Annotated in this window: 19 protein-coding genes and 1 pseudogene; 3 read left to right on the top strand and 17 right to left on the bottom strand. The window is 49.0% G+C overall.

Translation table 11 applies throughout. The features are described from left to right. Window positions 1–91: 91 nt before the first annotated feature. The 10 genes from CFI03_RS25040 to CFI03_RS24995 all read right to left on the bottom strand — a co-directional run bounded on the left by CFI03_RS25040 (window position 92) and on the right by CFI03_RS24995 (window position 11,734). Window positions 92–1,573, bottom strand: coding sequence for an S-layer homology domain-containing protein (locus CFI03_RS25040; protein ID WP_248760602.1), 1,482 nt, complete (start codon window positions 1,571–1,573; stop codon window positions 92–94). 127 nt (window positions 1,574–1,700) lie between these two features. Continuing rightward, entirely contained in the window at window positions 1,701–2,393 is a 693-nt protein-coding gene (locus CFI03_RS25035) for a response regulator transcription factor (RefSeq protein WP_116394412.1), read from the bottom strand. 21 nt (window positions 2,394–2,414) lie between these two features. After that, window positions 2,415–3,881 (bottom strand): sensor histidine kinase, encoded by a 1,467-nt coding sequence (locus tag CFI03_RS25030; protein ID WP_116394411.1) that lies wholly within the window; start codon window positions 3,879–3,881, stop codon window positions 2,415–2,417. A 201-nt stretch (window positions 3,882–4,082) separates the two neighbouring features. After that, entirely contained in the window at window positions 4,083–4,778 is a 696-nt protein-coding gene (locus CFI03_RS25025; RefSeq protein WP_162862790.1) for a response regulator transcription factor, read from the bottom strand. Further along, complete coding sequence (locus CFI03_RS25020) at window positions 4,771–6,174, bottom strand: HAMP domain-containing sensor histidine kinase (protein WP_116394409.1); 1,404 nt, start codon at window positions 6,172–6,174, stop codon at window positions 4,771–4,773. The genes CFI03_RS25025 and CFI03_RS25020 overlap by 8 nt, the downstream gene beginning before the upstream one ends. Window positions 6,175–6,405: 231 nt before the next feature. Beyond that, complete coding sequence (locus CFI03_RS25015) at window positions 6,406–7,074, bottom strand: HAD family hydrolase (RefSeq protein ID WP_116394408.1); 669 nt, start codon at window positions 7,072–7,074, stop codon at window positions 6,406–6,408. 69 nt (window positions 7,075–7,143) lie between these two features. Then, window positions 7,144–8,682 carry a glycine betaine uptake BCCT transporter gene (locus CFI03_RS25010; RefSeq protein ID WP_116394407.1) on the bottom strand — a complete coding sequence of 513 codons (1,539 nt, stop codon included), beginning with the start codon at window positions 8,680–8,682 and terminating at the stop codon, window positions 7,144–7,146. Window positions 8,683–8,816: 134 nt separating this feature from the next. Further along, window positions 8,817–9,692, bottom strand: coding sequence for a glycine betaine ABC transporter substrate-binding protein (locus CFI03_RS25005; protein ID WP_116394406.1), 876 nt, complete (start codon window positions 9,690–9,692; stop codon window positions 8,817–8,819). A gap of 9 nt (window positions 9,693–9,701) precedes the next feature. After that, window positions 9,702–10,538: an ABC transporter permease gene (locus tag CFI03_RS25000; protein WP_116394405.1), complete on the bottom strand. Its 837-nt coding sequence runs from the start codon at window positions 10,536–10,538 to the stop codon at window positions 9,702–9,704. Continuing rightward, window positions 10,535–11,734, bottom strand: coding sequence for a quaternary amine ABC transporter ATP-binding protein (locus CFI03_RS24995; protein ID WP_116394404.1), 1,200 nt, complete (start codon window positions 11,732–11,734; stop codon window positions 10,535–10,537). The genes CFI03_RS25000 and CFI03_RS24995 overlap by 4 nt, the downstream gene beginning before the upstream one ends. A gap of 251 nt (window positions 11,735–11,985) precedes the next feature. On the opposite strand from CFI03_RS24995, the gene CFI03_RS24990 reads away from it, so the two are divergent. After that, window positions 11,986–12,546 carry a GbsR/MarR family transcriptional regulator gene (locus CFI03_RS24990; RefSeq protein WP_116394403.1) on the top strand — a complete coding sequence of 187 codons (561 nt, stop codon included), beginning with the start codon at window positions 11,986–11,988 and terminating at the stop codon, window positions 12,544–12,546. Between the two features lie 53 nt (window positions 12,547–12,599). Here the strand turns inward: CFI03_RS24990 and CFI03_RS24985 are convergent, their stop codons facing one another. From CFI03_RS24985 to CFI03_RS24970, 4 genes are all read right to left on the bottom strand, one after another. Next, on the bottom strand, window positions 12,600–13,319 hold the full coding sequence (locus CFI03_RS24985; RefSeq protein ID WP_116394402.1) for a YwaF family protein: 720 nt from the start codon (window positions 13,317–13,319) through the stop codon (window positions 12,600–12,602). Between the two features lie 29 nt (window positions 13,320–13,348). Next, window positions 13,349–14,668 carry a DUF4179 domain-containing protein gene (locus tag CFI03_RS24980; protein ID WP_116394401.1) on the bottom strand — a complete coding sequence of 440 codons (1,320 nt, stop codon included), beginning with the start codon at window positions 14,666–14,668 and terminating at the stop codon, window positions 13,349–13,351. Further along, the gene (locus CFI03_RS24975; protein WP_116394400.1) at window positions 14,655–15,197 is read right to left on the bottom strand and encodes an RNA polymerase sigma factor; all 543 of its coding nucleotides are present in this window, start codon (window positions 15,195–15,197) and stop codon (window positions 14,655–14,657) included. The genes CFI03_RS24980 and CFI03_RS24975 overlap by 14 nt, the downstream gene beginning before the upstream one ends. A gap of 91 nt (window positions 15,198–15,288) precedes the next feature. Next, the gene (locus CFI03_RS24970) at window positions 15,289–16,167 is read right to left on the bottom strand and encodes a LysR family transcriptional regulator (RefSeq protein ID WP_116394399.1); all 879 of its coding nucleotides are present in this window, start codon (window positions 16,165–16,167) and stop codon (window positions 15,289–15,291) included. A 328-nt stretch (window positions 16,168–16,495) separates the two neighbouring features. Between CFI03_RS24970 and CFI03_RS24965 the strand changes: the two genes are divergently transcribed. Beyond that, window positions 16,496–16,855, top strand: coding sequence for a Ger(x)C family spore germination C-terminal domain-containing protein (locus CFI03_RS24965; protein WP_116394398.1), 360 nt, complete (start codon window positions 16,496–16,498; stop codon window positions 16,853–16,855). An 88-nt stretch (window positions 16,856–16,943) separates the two neighbouring features. On the opposite strand, the pseudogene CFI03_RS24960 reads toward CFI03_RS24965, so the two are convergent. The 3 genes and pseudogenes from CFI03_RS24960 to CFI03_RS24950 form a co-directional block, all read right to left on the bottom strand. Beyond that, window positions 16,944–17,710 (bottom strand): annotated as a pseudogene (locus CFI03_RS24960) (cation diffusion facilitator family transporter). A 217-nt stretch (window positions 17,711–17,927) separates the two neighbouring features. Continuing rightward, window positions 17,928–18,797, bottom strand: a complete 870-nt coding sequence (locus CFI03_RS24955; protein WP_116394397.1) for an NAD-dependent epimerase/dehydratase family protein — start codon at window positions 18,795–18,797, stop codon at window positions 17,928–17,930. 16 nt (window positions 18,798–18,813) lie between these two features. Next, the gene (locus tag CFI03_RS24950; RefSeq protein WP_162862781.1) at window positions 18,814–18,954 is read right to left on the bottom strand and encodes a hypothetical protein; all 141 of its coding nucleotides are present in this window, start codon (window positions 18,952–18,954) and stop codon (window positions 18,814–18,816) included. 174 nt (window positions 18,955–19,128) lie between these two features. On the opposite strand from CFI03_RS24950, the gene CFI03_RS24945 reads away from it, so the two are divergent. Then, window positions 19,129–19,443 (top strand): winged helix-turn-helix transcriptional regulator, encoded by a 315-nt coding sequence (locus tag CFI03_RS24945; RefSeq protein ID WP_116394396.1) that lies wholly within the window; start codon window positions 19,129–19,131, stop codon window positions 19,441–19,443. Window positions 19,444–19,488: the final 45 nt, after the last annotated feature.

Raw genomic sequence — 19,488 nt, 5'->3', positions numbered from 1 at the left:
GAAAACCACCTTCGTGGATGGAACGAAGATCGAAGCACGCAAAGGATCAATATCGAAAAATTACTTCTTTAATTTACTGATACGAGACGTATTAATTGGAGTTTAGCTTTACGTTGTTTGCCGTTGCCCAGCTGCCGACAGGAGTTACTTCATATTGAACGCCGGCTCCAAGCTTGCCGTTATTCTGAAGCTCAAATACGCCAACGGCGCCTTTGCGGGTCTGCACTTTGTATTGCGCCGTCAAGGTGGTCCCGTCGGAGCCTTTAAGGGCAATGGAACGGTAAGCGAACAGCTCGTCGCCGGGATCTGCCTTCAGCGTTACGTTCAGCGTTGTATCGTTCACCTTATGGACCGCTCCGATCTCAAGAGGCTCGACGCTTTGCGCGGTAAACGTGCCGTTGTTCACGGCGAACCAGTCGGAAGTAACCGTATATTTCACGCCTGGCTGCAACGTCTTGCCCGCCGGCAGACGGAATTTGGGCTCTTGCTTGCCGTCGGTCGACTGCGTAAAGCCAACGTAATTAACCGTCGTCCGCTCTCCGGTTTCGGAGGTGAGCACCGCTTGCCTTGTTGCAAGCGAGGAAATAATTTGCATCTGCCGGCCGTTAAGCTTATTGCTGTCATCCAACACAACGGCATCTGCGCCGCGGCCGCCGGCATAAGCGGAAATCAAATAGCCGTAATCAATAACGCCGTCCGAACGGAACGACTCGACTTCAAACGTATCGGAAGTAACCTGACGTGCATTTTGAAGCTGAATCATCTCGTCGCTTGACGCAACCTTAAAGTCCTGCTTGCCCTTATAGTTCAAGGAATACGTTGTGCCCGGCTTCATCGTCTGCACGGGAATAATATAAGTTGCGATAGCTCCGGTCTTCAATCGAGGCTGGTTAACCAGCTTGATGCCGTCGCTAAAGGTGAAATTGGCATTGGCCTGATCCGTTGTTTCGTCCGCAATGGTAAGAGGAGCCGTGAAGGTAACCTCGAACGTGATTTTATTAAGAGCCTTGATGGATACAATCTCCGCATTAGAGGAACGGACCGCTTGTTCCGACAGGACAAGAAGCTTCGCCGCATCGCCCCGGTTCAATTGCTTGCCGTCAATCTTCATGCCCGACATCCAGTATTGGACCGATTTCGTATCCCGCTGCAGCGCTTTGGCAATATACCGGGCAGCAACCGCACTGGATGCCGGTTGATTAGGCTGGAAGCCTTGCGCGCTTTCGAGCAGTCCGGCAGCTACAGCCGCGTCAACGTAAGAGGCATACCATTTGTTATTAGCGGCCTTGGAATCCGCAGCCGTCTCCAGATCGAGCGCAAGCACAATCATCTTGATAAGCTCGGCATTGGTTATTTTCTTCTCCGCGCGCATCGTTCCGTCTTCATAGCCTTGAAGCACTTTCTGGCTGACGAGCTGCTGGATCACTTGCTCTACCGGTTGATCAAAGTAAGCCGCAGCGCTGGCCGCCGGACCCGCAGCCGCTGCTTTCGCCTGGAGGGGCAGGAGCGCCCCTCCTCCGATTAATACCGTTAACGCCGCGATTGCCGCCTTTTGCTGAATCTTCTTCATCATTCATCTTTCCTTCCCCGTTTAAAGTGATGGCCTGTTCCTGAATCTATCTTAGGCCGCCGCTCTTAATTCGAGGAAAAGAAAGTATAAACAAACTATAAATTGTTCGATAACTTTTTACAAAATGGCGTTAAACCGTAAAGCGGTATCCGGCTCCCCACACGGTCTCGATAAATTGGGGATTGGACGGATCAGCCTCAAGCTTCTCCCGAATCCGCGAGATATGAACGGTCACCGTCGCGATATCCCCATTCGAATCGAGCCCCCAAATCCTCTCGAACAGCTGATCCTTGCTGAATACCCGGTTCGGATTCGTCGCCATAAAGACGAGAACTTCAAATTCCTTCGCCGTAAGAAACACCTCCTGATCGTGCACGAATACGCGATGGGAGGAAGGGTGAATCGTCAGCTCGCGGATGCGCAGACTTTCGTCCGGATTGCTCTTCTGCCCGCTCTTGAACCGCTCATACCTCGCCAGGTGGGCTTTGGCCCTTGCCACCAGCTCGTTCGGACTAAAGGGCTTTGTCACGAAATCATCCGCGCCAAAGCCAAAGCCTCGGATCTTATCCAGCTCTTCGTTTTTGGCGGACACGATAAGAATTGGCACATCCAGCCGCTCGCGGATCGTCTTGCAAATCTCGAACCCGCTCATGCCCGGAAGCTGAATATCCAGTATGATCAAATCGTAATCCCCGCTTAATGCCTGCTTGAGTCCGTCCTGCCCGTCATGGCAAATCTCGGCCTCATAACCGTGCAGCGCAAAATAGTCCTTCTGCAGATCCGCGATATAGGGATCGTCTTCTACAATTAATATGCGCGTCATAACCGTCACCGCCTGTTATCGTTATCGCACTCGTTTGAGCGTAAAGGTAATGCTTGTCCCCTGGCCCAGCTTGCTGCTGGCCCGGATCGTGCCTCCATGTCCTTCTATAATTTGCTGGGCGATGGCAAGGCCAAGCCCGCTCCCTCCGGCAACCGTCTGATTGCGCGAAGGCTCCACCCTGTAGAAGCGTTCAAAAATATGAGGAAGGGCCTCCTCGGGAATGCCGGGGCCATTATCCGTTATCGTAATGACCGCATCGTCCTCATCGTGATTAACCGCAATCCCAATGCGCTTCGGAGGCCGATTCATGTACTTAAGGCAATTATCGAACAGATTGATCAGAACCCGCTTCAGCTTCTCGCGGTCCGCAAGCACGAACAGCGGCTGCTCCGGCATTTTCTCCCAGCTTACCTCCACATGCTGATTATGGAATTCAATCGACATGTCATCCGCCGTATTATAGAGGAACGGGCTTAGCTCCAGCTTCCGGAACGAAAAAGGCTCCTTCTTCAAATCCAGCTTGGAGAAGTACAGCAGCTCGTTTACAAGCCGCTCCATGTCCGAAGCGCGGGTATGAATCGCCGAAACGTATTTGTTCAGCTTCTCTTCCGTGTTGGTGACGCCGTCGCGGATCCCTTCGGCGTAACCCTTAATCGTTGTAATCGGCGTTCTCAAATCATGCGAAATATTCGAAATCAGCTGCTTGCGGTTCTCCTCGTAGCGAAGCTGCAGCTGAATCGATTCGTACAGCCTTTGCCGCATCTGGTCAAAGGTTTGAACCAATTGACCCACCTCATCCTTCGATCCCGGCTTAAGCTCAACCGTCAAATCCCCGTCCTTGATATGCTCGGCGGACCGTCTAAGCTGGTTTAGCGGCTTGATGATCTGCCGGGTGACGTAACGGTACAGCAGAAAGCCGGTCAGCAATAAGATGACCGCAAACAAACCGATCAGGATCGGAAGCATTCTGCGGATGACCTGGGCGAACGGACTCCTCTCATGGATGACAAAGATGCTGCCCTTCTCCTTCGTTTCGGCCGAGAAATAAAAATCAAACTTGGAATAAGAGAAAAACCGGCTTCCGGCGTTAATCGTATTGCGGATCATGTTGTTCCCCATATCGTAGTCAGGCAGGATTGACGGGAAATCAACGCCGCTAAGCGAAGGCGCCGCGTACAGAATCGAATCGTTCTCGCGGACAACAAGCGCCGCCTTCTCCATCTTCAGATCGGTATTATACTTCTCCAGCAGCTGAATGTTCTTTAACTGCCCCGGATCGTTTTTCGCCAAATACTTCAGGTCAAGAAAGAGACTCTCCTCTTCTTCCGATAGAGGATGGAGGGAATAATGAATTTTGTAGAAATTATTGAAGCTTCGCACATCTCCCGTTACGGCAACGGACAGCAAATAGGAAGACAGGACAAATAGAATAACCGATACAATGACAACCGAGGTAAAAGATAGCAACAGTCTGAACCGCAAGGACAATGTACATCACCGCACTCTGTATTATTTTTGCTAAGTGTAAGCTATTTCGGCATAACTTAAACGCGAATTTAGGAATGGTGCCCATTAAAGCATAACAGAAAGGCGTAACAAGTCCTCAAACAACCTATAAACAATTTATAAACGAACAATAAAAAAACCACGCCGAGCGCGTAAGGCACGGGGCATGGTTGTCTGTCTCCCTTAAAGGTTCAGCCTGTATCCCGCACCCCACACTGTCTCGATAATAGCGGGCTTGGACGGGTCATCCTCAATCTTCTCCCGAATCCGGTTGATATGAACGGTAACGGTTGCGCTGTCGCCCGAGTATTCGTAACCCCATATTTTGTCGAACAGGGCGTCTTTGGAAAACACCCTATTCGGATGCTCGGCCAAAAATAAGAGAAGCTCAAACTCGCGATTCGGGAACCGGATTTCCTGCCCCGCCTTGTAGACCTTCCAGCTTCTCCGCTTGATAACCAGATCGGCAACCGTGATGTCCCGATCAGGGTCTGCATTCCTGGATGAACCAATCAGCCGTTCATAGCGGCTTAGATGCGACCTCACCCGGGCAACCAGCTCCGCAGGATCAAACGGCTTCGCAATATAATCGTCGGCGCCAAGCCCCAATCCTCTGATTTTGTCCATCGATTCCGTCCTTGCCGTTACCATCAGAATCGGAACATCGGTCTTATCCCGTACCTCCCGGCAAATATCGTATCCGTTCTGCCCGGGAAGCATCAGATCCAGCAGGATCAGATCGTAAGGATGCGCAAGAATGGCGGTAACGGCCTCTTTCCCGTCCGCGATAATCTCCGTCTCGAATCCGTTAATCTCCAGGTAATCTTTCTCCAGCATGGCGATATCCGGATCATCCTCAATAATTAAGATTTTACTCAACGCTTGCCTCCTTTCCGCCAGGCAGCACGATCTCGATCTGCAAGCCGTGATGGTTGCGGGCCGTGACCGTCCCGCCATGCCGTTCTACAATATAGTTCACGATATAAAGTCCTAGTCCGCTGCTGTTCCCGTCCGTTTGAGTTCTCGCCTCATCCCCTCGCCAAAATTGCTCAAACAGATGAGGAAGATGCTCCTCCGGAACGCCTTGGCCATTGTCGGCGAATAACAGATGCTCCGAATCCCCTTCCCTCCAGACGGATACGGTCAAACGGAGAGGGCTTACCCCTGCGTATTTGATTGCATTTTCGGTCAGGTTCGCCATTACGCGGTTCATCTGTTCGCTATCCAGCCGTACGGGATGCGGAGCGGGCTCAATGCTGGCGGTCAAGGTTGCATTCATTTGCGCAAGCTCCTCATGAACCGCAGCCTCATAATGTTGCGCAAACTGTCCCAGGTCCCGAAGTTTAAGCGCGAGCGGCAAATTGCCTGTTTCCAGACTCGAGAAATAAAAAAGCTTTTGTAGCAGCTTGTCCATTTCAGTCGACTTCTGATAAGCAATCTTCAAATATTGCTCTCTCTTCTCCTGTGTTTGGGCGACGCCGTCGCGAAGGCCCTTGATGTAGCCTTTGATGGAGGTAAGAGGCGTTCGCAGATCATGGGAGATGCCGGCAACAAGATCAATCCGCGCTTGTTCATAGGCATTGTTCTTCCGCCGTTCTTCCAGCAGATGCTCCTGCATGTGATTAAAAGCCGTGCACACGGAGGCAAATTCGTCATTGCCCTTGTAAATGATCGGCTGGGCCAAATCACCGTTCTCGATTCGTCTCGCGCCTTCCGACAAGGCGTTCAGCGGGCGGACAATCCGGTAAGCCATCCTGCGGGTAAACAGCTGGCTAAGCAGCACGATTACGACAATGACCGCTATACTGATTAGAATAGCCGGCTTCAGAATGGCATAGAAATTGCCGCCGCTTTTGTCCGCGGTTTGCTTCACGGCATAGATTAAATAACTTTCTTTATTCATCGCGATAAAAGTGGCGTCCTGCACTCTGCCTGCCAATACGTCTTTGCCAAGCCGTATATTAGTTAGGCTGTTGATCCTATCCTCTCCGGAATCGGCCAGCGTATTATAGATCACGTTGTTTTCCCGCATGACAAGCAGCTGGTAGCCAAACGAGTCAAGCTGTTCATGCAGCTGCCCCCACTGCTCTGCAGAGGCATCGAAGCCGCTCATCTGCTCCTCCGCCTTGAATAGCTTGGCATCCAGCATTTCCTTGCCGCCGTCGCCGTTCATGGAATCGAAGAACAAAATAATCCCAAACACGGTCAGCAGGGAGAGCAGGGAAAGCATCACCAACAAGGCGCTCGATAGCATGATACGGTTGATTACTTTCATGGCGGCACTTCTTTCGGGATGAGATTCTTTCGTTAGTATCTTAACAGAAAAAGATAAACATTCTCTAAACGATGGAACTTCGTTAACGGACTGCGCATTCGAATGTTCTTCCGATCGCCATTGCTCGGGGATTCCTCGGAACAATCCAAATAGGATTGGAATTCCCTTACAAAAGAGGACAGAAAAATGGCGTCACCGTTTAATCGCTGTGACGCCATTTTTGAGTGAAAATTATTTTAGCAAGGCTAAAAGTTCCGGCATGGCCTGAATGCAAACGTCCGCGTCTGCCAGCTCGGAATCGCGTCCGTAACCGGCATACGCGCAGCCGATTGCAACAAGGCCGTTGCCTTTGGCCGCTTCCACGTCCGAGGAACGGTCGCCGACCATCCAGGCCGTCTTGACCCGATGGTCGCTAAGCAGCTTGGCGACAAGGTCAACCTTGCTCGCAGTCTGGAATTCGCCCGCGCTGTACAAACCGTCGAACAGCTCCGCAATCCCTTGGAATCGCGCCACTTCCTTGACGTAAGCCTCCAGCCCGTTGCTTGCCACAAACAGCTTGATGCCCCGCTCCTTCAGGCTCTTTAGCGTTTCAGCGGTTTGAGGGTACAGTCTGCCTCTTCCCGCTTCCAGCTCCTCGAGCTCATATTGCACCATAAGCTCGTCGGCGCGAAGACGCGCGGCTTCCGAGCTGCCCGGCATCAGCTTCCGCCAAATATCCTCTAGCAGCATGCCGAGGCAGCCAAGCAAATCATCGAGCGGAGGCGTCCGATCGTATAGTCCTTCCTCGCGCAAGGTGCGGAACAACCGCTCATGCACCGTTTCCAGCAGGGTAGCTGTTTCAAACAAGGTACCGTCCATATCAAAGATTACCGCTTCCGGCCGGTCAAATTGAATCGCCATGACATTTTCCCCCTTTGAAGTCTGCCATTATCATAATGGATAGGGGGGCATGCCGCAACCAGAAGGGAGTTAAGCTTCATTAAATTCTTTCTCAAGCAATGCTTTTAATTGTTTCTTCATTATCCGTTCTTTCTTGACTCTTAACTTATCTTCCTCCCGAAGAGCCTTCTGCAGGGAGGCGCACATTCCGATAAGAATGATGGCGAAAGGCAATGCTGCGGCAATGGAAGCCGTCTGAAGCCCGTTTAATCCTCCGCTTATTAGTAGGACCAATGCAATCGAGGACTGAAGAACCCCCCAGATAATCTTCACTTTGTTAGAAGGATCCAGCCTGCCGTCAGAAGAAAGCATGCCGAGAACAAAAGTCGCCGAGTCAGCCGACGTAATAAAGAAGGTAATGATCAATAAGGTAGCGACAACCGATATGATCGTTCCAAGAGGCAGCTGCTCAAGCGTCAAGAACAAAGCGGTTGTCATATCCTCCTTTACGGCTTGAGCCAGATGAACCTTGTCAAACATCTCCAGTCTCAATCCCGTCCCTCCAAATACCGCAAACCAAATAAAACCGAAGGTGCTTGGAACAAGCAGCACGCCTAGCACAAATTCTTTAATCGTTCTGCCTTTGGAGACTCTGGCAATAAAAGTGCCTACAAACGGCGCCCAAGCGATCCACCAAGCCCAATAAAACAGCGTCCATGCTCCCACCCAGGTTCCTTGCGTAAACGGTGTGAGCCGCAGACTCATTTCAATTATATTTTGCAGGTAGCCGCCAAGTGACAAGGTGAAGGTATCAAAGATAAAAGACGTTGGCCCCATTAGAAGCACAAACAGCATGAGAATGACGGCTATCGTTAGATTCAGATTGCTTAACAGCTTAATCCCTTTGTCCAGCCCAGTTGTTGCAGATAACAGAAACAGGATGGTAACCGCAAGGATAATTAAGGTCTGGACTAGGATCGAGCTGGGCAGCCCGAATAGATGCGACAAGCCGCCATTAATTTGGAGAGTACCTAAACCAAGCGAGGTCGCTACACCAAAAGCCGTAGCAATGATGGCAAGCGTATCGATGATTTTCCCTACCCAACCCTGCGCGAGCTTTTCTCCTATAAGAGGAATAAACGTAGAACTAATCAAGCCTTTGTAACCTTTACGGAATTGGAAATATGCCAGTGTTAGCGAAATGACCGTATAGATCGCCCAAGGATGAAGCCCCCAATGGAAAAAGGAGTATCTCATCGCAAGTCTGGCAGCTTCCGTAGTGCCTCCCGTTGCCCCCTCCGGCGGGGAGGAATAATGGGATAAAGGCTCCGCAACTCCCCAAAACACTAAGCCAATTCCCATCCCGGCGCTAAACAACATCGCAAACCAGGAAATTGTCGAATACTCGGGTTCATCGTCATCCGCTCCAAGCTTAACGGACCCGTATTTTCCAAAAGCCATATAGAAGGCAAAAACAAGTATAAACAGCGTGGACATCAAATAAAACCAGCCAAAATTTCCGATGGAGAAGGAAAACACTTGATTTGCCGCATCGGCAAGCTGTTCCGGAGCAAACGCTCCCCATAAAACAAATACGGCAATAATGACGATAGAAATAATAAAAACCATACTTAACATCCAACTTTCTAATGAGATCTTTACGGTTTACATTGTTCTCCCCAGCTAACATAATTATGTAAAAAAAGAAGACAGGAGGGCTTGCTTGCTCGCCTCTCCTATCTTCCGGTTGGTTAACTTTGTTGTTACTTAATGCCTTCCAGCCACTTGTCGACCTGTTCCGAATGGCTATCGGCCCAGGCTTTCGCTGCTTCTTCCGGCGACTGCCCTTCCTGAATGGCAACCATGACTTCTGCCATATCGTCCGCCGTCCACGTAAACTGGTCGAGCAGCGTATAAGCATCGGACTTATCCGATTTCAGGTCTTTACGGGCAACGGTATGAATGCTTTCTTCACCGCCGTACACGCCTTTTGGATCCTCCAAATATTTCAGATCCATATTGGCGAACATCCAATGCGGCGTCCATCCGGTAACGATAATCGGCTTCTTCGCTTCATAGGCCTTCTGCAGCTCCGTTGCCATTGCGGCCGAGGAGCTTTCGATCAGCTTCCATTTGCCATCCAGGCCATAGTCCTTCAGCGCTTGTTCGGTTGATTGCATAATGCCGGCCCCAGGCTCAATTCCGATGATCTGATAATCAACCGATTTGCCGGTGGCGTCGTTGTTCAGATCTTCTATCGAGTTTTCCTTCATATAAGAAGGAATAACAAGCCCTGTTTTTGTTCCTTCCAGGTTAGGACCAAGATCCTCTACGCTGCTGCCGTACTTCTCCAAATACGACGCATGCGTTGTAGGAAGCCAAGCCGCTACCATCGCATCGGCGCTGCCATCCGAAACGCCCGCCCACATGGGGCCTGCATCTACCTGAAGGAGCTCAACGGAATAATCCAATTTCGATTCCAGAACGTATTTGACGACATTCGTGCTTGCAATCTCCGAATCCCAAGCCACGTATGCCAATTTAATCTTTTTCGAGTCGGTTTTCTGTGAGCAGCCTGCCACCGCAGCCGCCAACATGATTACAGCTGTTAATGCCAATCCCCATTTTTTCTTCAACATGCTTCACCTCTAGCGTTTATTTTTTTTCACGATATGGTTAGACATCCGGTCAAGTAAAATGGCCAATACAACAATGGAAATCCCCGCTTCAAAGCCGATTCCGGTTTTGGTCTGGGTAACCGCGCGGTATACGTCGGCCCCTAGTCCCTGCGCCCCGATCATGGAAGAAATAACGACCATGGACAGCGACAGCATAATCGTCTGATTAATTCCCGCCATCATGGTAGGAAGCGCCATAGGCAGCTGCAGCTTGAACAGCTTCTGGTTAGGCGTGGAGCCGAACGCGTCGGCTGCTTCCACCAGCTCCGAGGGTACCTGGCGGATACCGAGATTCGTCAGGCGAATCGTTGGCGGTACCGCAAAAATGATCGATGCGATGACGCCGGGCACAACTCCAAGCGAAAAGAACGATACGGCCGGCAGCAAATACACGAATGCGGGCATCGTCTGCATTAAATCAAGCAAAGGAGTTATAATACCTTGCAAGAATGAACTTCTCGCGCACAAAATACCGGTTGGCACGCCAATGATAATGGAGAGCAAAGATGCCGTAAGCACGATGGCTAACGTCTCCATGGCATGCTCCCAATAGCCTAGATTATCAATCAGCAGCAGTCCGATAAGCGCAAATGCGGCAACCTTCCATTTTCCGAGGAACCAGGCTAATGCCGTAATAATCAGAATCATAAGGATTGAAGGACTGAAGAGAAGAACATTATGCAGAAAATCAACGATTGAGCCTATAATCAGGCGGATGAAGTCAAACAAAGGGGTAAAATGATTTTCTAACCAGCTTTCCAACGATTCAATCCAATTGCCTAACGGAAGCTTAGGAATGTTATTCATCTTGCACCACCTGCCTCTGGTACAGCGTTCCCGGCAAGTGCGGCAAACACGGCTCCGCGAATGACGATGCCAAGCAGCCGGTTCGTGTCATCCGTTACCGCGAGCGGAATGCTCGAGGCCGCCATAGGTTCAAATAATTCATTAATCGGTGTTGCCGAGTCTATAGTCGGTACTTCCTTAATCAGAATATCTCCTATCGACAAATTCTCTTTCAGTGCCGCGGAAGCAAGCTCTGCCGTAATGACGCCAAGCAGCTTCTTTCCTTTATCGGTCACATACAAGCTCGATACCCCTTGCTCCTTCATATGCTGAAGCGCAACACGCGGACCGCGTTCTAAAGTAATCGTTGCAGGCTTCCTCATGACATGAGCAGCGGTCAACACTTTGGAGAGATCTACATCCTCTATAAATTTTTCAACGTACGGGGTAGCCGGATTGATCAAAATCTCATCAGGCGTGCCAATCTGAACGATAACACCGTCCTTCATTAACGCAATCTTGTCCCCGATGCGCAGCGCTTCGTCAAGATCGTGGGTAATGAAAATAATCGTCTTCTTCATGGTGGATTGCAGCTGCAATAATTCATCCTGCATGTCTTTGCGGATTAGCGGATCAAGCGCGCTAAACGCTTCATCCATTAGCAGAATGTCCGGATCGTTAGCCAGCCCTCTGGCCAAGCCGACACGCTGCTGCATGCCTCCGCTTAATTGATCCGGATAGCTGTTCTCCCATCCGCCCAGGCCTACAAGCTGCAAAGCTTGCTCAGCCATTTCCTTGCGCGCCTGCTTATCGATTCCTTGAATCTCAAGGCCGTACTCTACGTTTTGCAGAACCGTCCGGTGAGGAAACAGAGCAAACTTCTGAAAGACCATTCCCATTTTTTTGCGGCGGAATTGCCTGAGCTCTTTGGCGCTCATCTGAACGATATCCCGCCCTTCAAACAAGAGTTGACCGGATGTAGGCTCAATTAATCGATTCAACAAGCGGATTAAGGTGGACTTGCCGCTTCCGGATAAACCCATGATGACAAAGATCTGGCCTGCTTCAATGGAGAAGCTAGCCTGGTTTACCCCTACTGTCATTCTTGTTTCTTTTAGAATTCGTTCTTTCGTCCATCCCTGCTTGAGGTACTGCATCGCTTGCTCCGGATGACTCCCGAATATTTTAGTCAGTTGTTTGGCTTCGATGATGGACATACTTTCCCTCCCTATTGCTTCGTAAGCAAAAGCTCACTTTTTTGGTCTGACGCCAGTTTAGGCCTTGTGACCTCGATTAGTCAACGTTAATATCCGTACGTAATTTACGTACAGTTTAAACTGTACGATGCGAATACTCCTGATCCCTTCCATTTCCTCCATAATGCTTATGGAAATGAATGCTTTACTTTTAATTTCAGATCGGCTTACAATAACAAATGAAGTGTGACAAGGTGACCCAGGAGGCAATTATGGACGAAAATATAGGCGGTCTAACGCCTGAGCAATCACGGTCGCTGCACGTATCCCGCCAGCGTGTGATTGACTCAATCGGTAAAAATATGGATCTTTACGGCATAACACTATCAATCGGTCATCTTTATGGTTATATGTATTTTCAGAACGATCCCATTACCCTGGATCAAATGAGCCAGCAGATGGGAATGAGCAAAACATCCATGAGCACCGGGATGCGCACGTTAATGGATTTGAAGATGATCGATAAGGTATGGGGCAAAGGCTCGAGGAAAGACTTTTACGAGGTGGTTCCCGACTGGTACCAGAACTTTACGGACTTCTTCTCGATTAAATGGCGGAAAGCCGTGGAAAGCAACATGGCCTCTCTGCAAAAGTCATTAAAAGAGATTCACGCGCTTCAAGCATCAGATCCCGACAACAACACCTTGCAGGAAATCACTTCAGTGGACGAGCAGAAAATTAACGAGGCTCTCAAATACTACCGCTGGCTGCACCGTTTAATCGATTCTTTCGAATCCGGTGAAATATTCGATTTTATACCTAAGGAAGACTAAATAGCAGAACCCTTTAGCGATGGGCTAAAGGGTTCTTTCATTTTCGATAAACCTTACATCTGCCTTCTTCTCCATGGAATAAAGGGCAGGTACATCAAGGAGAATAGAACAAGAGCAATCCCCTCTTCCGCTACTATATAATACGGATAAGGCCCCAATACATCCAATAGGGACGCGCCTTCCGGCTTTTCCCTCAGGAACATGTAGTTGGCATCCAACCAATAATCCGTTCCTCCCACCGCAACAAGAAGAATGTTCAGAAAAATCATCGTAATCCAAACGGATTTCCAAGTCGGCCGGAAGCTCTCGATCCATGTCATATAAAGAGGGGCAAGGATGATGGCAATATGAACAATGAAGAAGTGGAAAAACCGGAAATGCGGATACGGATAATCCAAATCCGGCGTCAGCATTGCTTGCATCGCACCGCCGATACCGGCGAAAAATACAATCTGATACAGCAGTTTGCTTCGCGTAAACAACATGATAATCGCAAGCATTTGCGATATGCTGCAGAGCTCGAGCGGAAGCGTATATTTAACGCTCCAGAGGCCCACACTGGCGTACCAATAATAAAGAACGATTTGAGGTACGAGAAGACCCGCAAGGATGCCGTACCGGATCATGGTTTTAACTAGAGTATTACTCCGGATTCCCGCCCGAAAGCCATATAGAAGAAGCGCCAGCACAACCAATGCGGCAAGCATAACGGTATGTGAAGTGGAGTAGGGAATAAATTCTTGTTCCACGTACCGGGCAAAAAACGAAGTCAAATCCTCCCTCTCCCTTCTCGAATACGGCCTTACTTATGAACAATTGGAATGGATATCCTTGTATTATACTCCTTAATGTAATGGAATCCTTCTAACAGCAGAAATTCCGGTTTGTCCTGCGTCTGAACGGAGTAAGTCTGCTCTCTTAAAACATTTCCGTTCCCCAAATCCCAAGGACGCGATGCGGATATCGGAGCGATGGGAACTTTTTTGCCGCCGGCTTGCACAAGCATATGGGTCGTGTCCAAGATCGTAAATTCTTTTCTGGCGATGACGATATCATAGCCGCTTCCGGTTTGCGTTACGCTGCGAATCCATAACTTCTCGTTGTTGATTTTAATGGATTGATCGGAAGGCGACGTAAGCGGAATCGGCTCCGTTATCTTCTCGTAACCGCTGAATTTATCGAGTACGATTTCCAGCGACTCAATCTTATCCGTTGGGAGCACATCGTAACTAAACTCGAATGTAGGGCTGTTTTTCCCGTCTAACCCGCCCGACCGGTAGCCGAAGGATTCCACCTCCGTACCATTAACAAAAAGCTTTGTTTTCCCCGGGAACATCGGGTGCCCTCCATTATTATTCAGTTCGTAATGTCCTCTGATGACCGTTGAAGTCGGAGAAGCTATGACGGAGTCATAATGAACCGTTCCTTCATCGACAGTTACTTCTCTCGAGATTTTCTCGTTAATGATGCTTTGCATAGCCTTGTTGGCCTCAAACTTGAAGGAGATCGGTTGTTTCTCTTGTTCGCCGTTATCCAGCCGTTCACTGAAGTTCACCGTTAATGTTCGGGAAAACGGGTTAACGGGCTCGAATTTATAAACCCCTTGGAATTGCGTTTTATCCTTGCTGTAATTGCCTCCGCCTTCCGTCACATTGGAATTCGTCATAAATCCTTTTACTTTGGTTACGCCATAACGGATAAATTCATCATCCTTAAACGTTAAGCCCTCCGGCAGCTTGATGGTGTAATACATGAGAAAGGCATTATCGTCAGCAATAACTCCGTTAATCGTAATAACGGTGCCGTCCTTGAACGTTTTGCTCTTATTTACGGTCTGTCCGTACCCTTGCTCCGCGACTTCGGAGAAGCTGAGCGAGGTTAGCTGGACTCTGTTAAGCAGCTTACCTCCAATGTAGGCGAATGCCGGGTATTGATACGTGGACACGATAATCAGCAGAGCCGCTGCCGCGGAAATACTCCACATAAGAGCCTTGTTATTCCTGCGTTTTTTCCCGGGAATCCGGTGGAGAGCCTGCCGCAGCCGATCCTCCAATTCAACCGGAGCCTGGATCTGATTCAAATTTTGTTTATGCCTTTGGATTTTATCCTCAATCGCTTTCATACCGATCACCTCCGATAATCCCCTTTAATTTCTCTATGCCCTGCGAAATTCTTGACTTGATGGTTCCGAGCGGAGCACCCGTCATGTCGGCAATCGTCTGATAAGCAAAGTCATGGACATACCGAAGTTCTATAGCTTCCCGCTGATGGGCATTCAGATGGGAGAGCAGCGTCTTCATATCCATCTCGGCTTCCGTGCCGAGATACGGATTTTCTGCCATTAACTCATAGGCTACCGCATCCTGCTCATCCCCAAGAGGCGTGAACTTCCCGTTCTTGCGAAGCATGGCCTTGCATCGATTAACCAGAATCGTTTTGCTCCAGCTGTAAAAGGCTTCTCTCTTTTGGAGCTGGTCAATCTTTTCGTATAAAGTGACAATCATATCCTCCATAGCATCCATCGCGTCATGCTCGTTCCCCATGTACGTATAGGCAAGGCGATAATATGCGTCCTGGTCGGCCATGATTAGCTGCAATAAAGCTTCTTTATTGCCATTCTGGGCTTGTCTGACTAACCGGCTTACCTTCAAAGTTCTCTCCCCTTTCATAGATAAGAGCAAGCTGAGGCTTAGAAAGTTCATTATATTTAAAATTATTTAGGAATAAATCCGGCGCATAACGTTATAATCCGGCTTTTTCCTTAATAAAAGCGACAAACCGCGCAGTCGCGGGAGACAAGAATCGTTCCTTTTTGAGGTGCAATCCAACCTCCCAGCGCCATCCCTCTTCAGCAATCGGAATCCACTTTATCCCTTCGAGATTTAAACCGGCCGTTCTCGGCAGCACGGATACACCAAGTCCAGCCGCCACAAAACCAGCCACCGTCTGAAGATCCTCCGCGTCATAGGTGGCGGCAAGAGTAAAATTCTGATGATGAACCCGAGCCAGCAGCGAGTTTTTCAAGCTGCAGTTATGCTTCAGGCCGACAAACGGCTCCCCTGTAATCTCTCCTAAATGAACGGATGCCTGATCCGCTAAACGATGCTCATTTGAGACGACAAGGAATAGCGGAAGGGATAACACTGGCACCCACTCATAGGTTTCGTTTACCGGTTGTTCGGAAGTAATCATAAGATCCGAATAGCCTTCCTCCACCTGGTTCAGAATAGCGCCTTTATCGCCTTGCGACAATTCGAAGGTGATTGCCGGGTTTATAAGCTGATACTCCCGGATGAGCTTAGGAATCAGATCAACCCCGAGTATATTCAAATAAGCGAGATGAATCACGCCGGATTCCGGATTGGAATGCTCCTCGATCTCTTTTTTCCCGCGCTCTACTTCCTGCAGAATCATCTCCACATGCTTCGAGAACATCATGCCGTACCGGTTGATCTTTAGATTTCTACCTTTCCTCTCGAATAAAGGAACTCCAAGCTCCGCTTCCAGCTTCAAGATCGAATGGCTGAGAGCAGGCTGAGTTATGGATAAGGATTCAGCGGCCTTTGTTAAATGCTCCATTCTTGCCACTTTCAAAAAATATTCCAATTGGGTCAGTTCCATTTGTCTACGCTCCTATGGCCTAAACTCATTTATTTTAGTAATGAAAATAATTATAAATATAGATTATATTTATTCTTTAACCAATAGTAAACTTATACCCGTGAAAATGAACCGGCCGACTATTTAACTTTTGCTGCCATTGCGATTCCGGATGCATATGCCCTCACGTGACGGAAACAATAAGGGAAATAAGAGATGGTGGCATTATGTACGGGAAATCTCTAACGAGAGGATTTCGGAAGTATCGCGGACCGAAAGCCCGCATCCAACCTGCGGATTCCGATTCGCTGGAGGCCAATCTAAGACTTAATCAGGAAAGGCTTAAGCAATTGCACCGGCAAATTTAAAGACAAGGATCGAATCTTCCTATTCGGATAATCGGTTTCGCTTCCGGGTTCAAATGAAGGTGTCAGCGGCTTTAACGGAACAGCTGTTCAAGTACGATATCCAAAAACACGCGGATATGCTTGAGGCGCAGCTCACGCAGCAAATGCAGGATCAATTGGAGAAATTAATTCGCAAATTCCAGCGTAATCGAATCGATCCGGTGGGGTTCGGTATTTATGCGCGCGCATACCAATACCAGCATTTCAAACCGTTAGAGGAGGAATGGGGCGAGGCTTTCTCGCATGCGGAGGTTGAATTCGACGTTCACGTTAAAATCATCTCGATGGGCACAATCAGGTGAGTACGGCTTGTTCATGAACTGCTCTCTAATGTCTATACGGTATCTTAGTTAGAGTGCAGTTCATCTCTTTCAGCCGCCGATTCATCCCTTATTTCGCCGGCTCATAATGCACGTGTACTTCAAGTACTTCCGACGTTTTTTTCAATTCATTCTCTACTTCTGTCGCTATATCATGCGCTTTATGGAAATCGAGGTTCTTATCAATCGACAGAACCACGTCAATTACTGCATTGCTGCCATAGTTCCTCGCCTTCAGATCCTTAACATCCTCAACGCCCTCAACTTGCTCGCGACGGCTGTAACGGGATCAAGCCAAGGCAGTTTGAATTGAGAACCCACGATGCCAATTACTGCGCCTATACTCACCAGAGCATCCGAGATATTGTCCTTTGCGGCAGCCATAACGGCTTGGCTTTTAATTTTTTTAGCCAGATTGATATTGTAACGATAAACAACGTACATAACCGCCGCGCAAAATAATCCTGTCCATACCGCAATGAAGTCCGGGGACTGCCCGCTTCCTCTAAATACGGATGAAACCGCATTGATTAACACCTCTATGCCAACCGCCATCATAATAAAAGAAGCGATTAAGGAGGCGATCGTCTCCGATTTCCAGTGGCCGTACGGATGATCCTTATCGGCCGGCTTTTGAGCCAGCTTTAAACCGATAAGCACTGCTATAGATGCCGCGATATCCGTCGCATTGTTTAATCCGTCCGCTTTTAAGGCTTCCGATCCCGATATATTTCCTATAATCAGCTTGAGTGCGGATAAACAGATGTAGGCAATAATACTGACAATAGCTCCGCGTTCGCCTAGTTTAAGATTTTCATATCGTTGCTGCTGCTCCATGCTTCTCCAAAAACTCCCTTCGGCTCATCCATGACTTTTTCAATCGTACCAGCCAAAGTTCAAGTGGGTCTAGAGAAACGTTTTTTCAATAAGCGAACATTGTAAACCCGGACAAACTATGTTTACTGGAGCAATTTTTATTGCGGTAAGGCAACTTGCATATAAAATAAAAAAGGCAACGGATAGGAGTCCCGCTGCCATTCTCGTATTTCAACCATCAATTCGGAAGCTCGGAAGGCACGACAAGTCCGCGTATTCGAAGCCCCTGTTCATCCCGCAGCTTTAGATCCCGCAGGAAATCGATAAATCCAACCCGGGGCTGCCACCCCATAACTCTTTTGGCTTCGGATAGATCATGCTGCTCAACTTCCTGCGGCAATTCGATGCCATAGCTGTCCAGCAATTTGGCGCTGCCCGGAACCTGCTGTTCGCACCAGTCCGCCCCTAATCGCGCAAAATCAGCCCGGATAGACTCGGGCATGCCATGGCTCGTATGGATAATCGTCTGGAACAGTCCGAATTTCTCCGCAGCCGCGGCTTCCAGCGCTTTAACCGTCGCCGAAGCGATATCCCTGCGGTCAACGCCGTTGCGGAGCAGTCTCGCTCCGAATTCCAAATACAGGCGAGGAATAAATTCATGGTATCTGAGCATCGCGATGGAAGCTCCCGTCATCTCATGATAAGCCCGGCACAGATCTTCGCCTATTACTTTGCTGACGCCATAGACAGACCCCCAGCCATATGCCATCGACGACGCGTAAACAATGGAACGAATGCCTTCTTTTCTGCATGCCTCCAATACATTGTAGGTACCGTCAACGTTAACCGCGAAAATCGTATCGTCGCTGACAGGCGGTTGATGGGCGCAATGCCAAGCCGCTAGATGAATAACTCCGTCCATCCCCCGCACGGCCTGCTGAACATCCGAGACCGTCCGCGTATCGCAACGGACAAATTCGGCAGCTCCCTCATTTATTACCCCGGAAGGCATAACATCCGCCATTCTCACTTGATGGCCCGCTTGCAGCAGTTCCCGGCATACCGCTTGTCCCGCATTGCCGGATGCGCCAGTTACCAGTACTTTCATCGTGTGACGCTCCTCCCTATGAAATGACTAAATTTATTTGTTCGATGATCTTCAAATCATCCTCGGATAATAGCGGACGAACAGAGGCGGATGCATATGCTCCAAAACCGATCTTGGATACTTCAATTCCCGTTTTGCCCAGCTTTCTCGTATACATGACAAACCTCCTTAAGATAGCGTTCTGCCCTATCTTAATCGAACTTCAACGTTTCCGTAAGTACGCACTTTAACCATAGTTTGTTACCTTGCGGTGACTATTGGAAGGAAATCCGGCCCGCTTCTTCGAATACTATCAAGGAAATGTTCACCTAAACGTAGGAGGCAATCAGCAATGGGAAACCCTGAAATCTATGAATGCGAGATTGAGAAGTCATTGCGTATCATTGGCGGCAAATGGTCGTTTCTTGTTATTCGCGAGCTATTCTTTCATGGAACAAAAAGATTCACCGAGCTTAAGAGCGCTATTCATGGGATCAGCTCCAAATCCCTTACGGAGACGCTTCGCCACCTAGAGGAAAATCAGGTCGTCATTCGCTCGATCCATGCCACCGTCCCGCCAACCGTTGAATACCGGCTGACAGCCAAAGGAGAAGCATTCAGCGGCATTTTGCTCGAGATGAAAACGTGGGTCCGCGACTGGGCTTAATCAACCTGCCATGCTGCAGCGAGGAATACAAAGACAGCAGCCGGA

This window comes from Paenibacillus sp. ATY16, assembly GCF_003399985.2.
In the GTDB taxonomy this organism is placed as follows: Bacteria; Bacillota; Bacilli; order Paenibacillales; family Paenibacillaceae; genus Pristimantibacillus; species Pristimantibacillus glycanilyticus.
The sequence above is the reverse complement of the archived record's forward strand: the minus strand, read 5'-3'. Positions and strand labels throughout refer to the sequence as shown.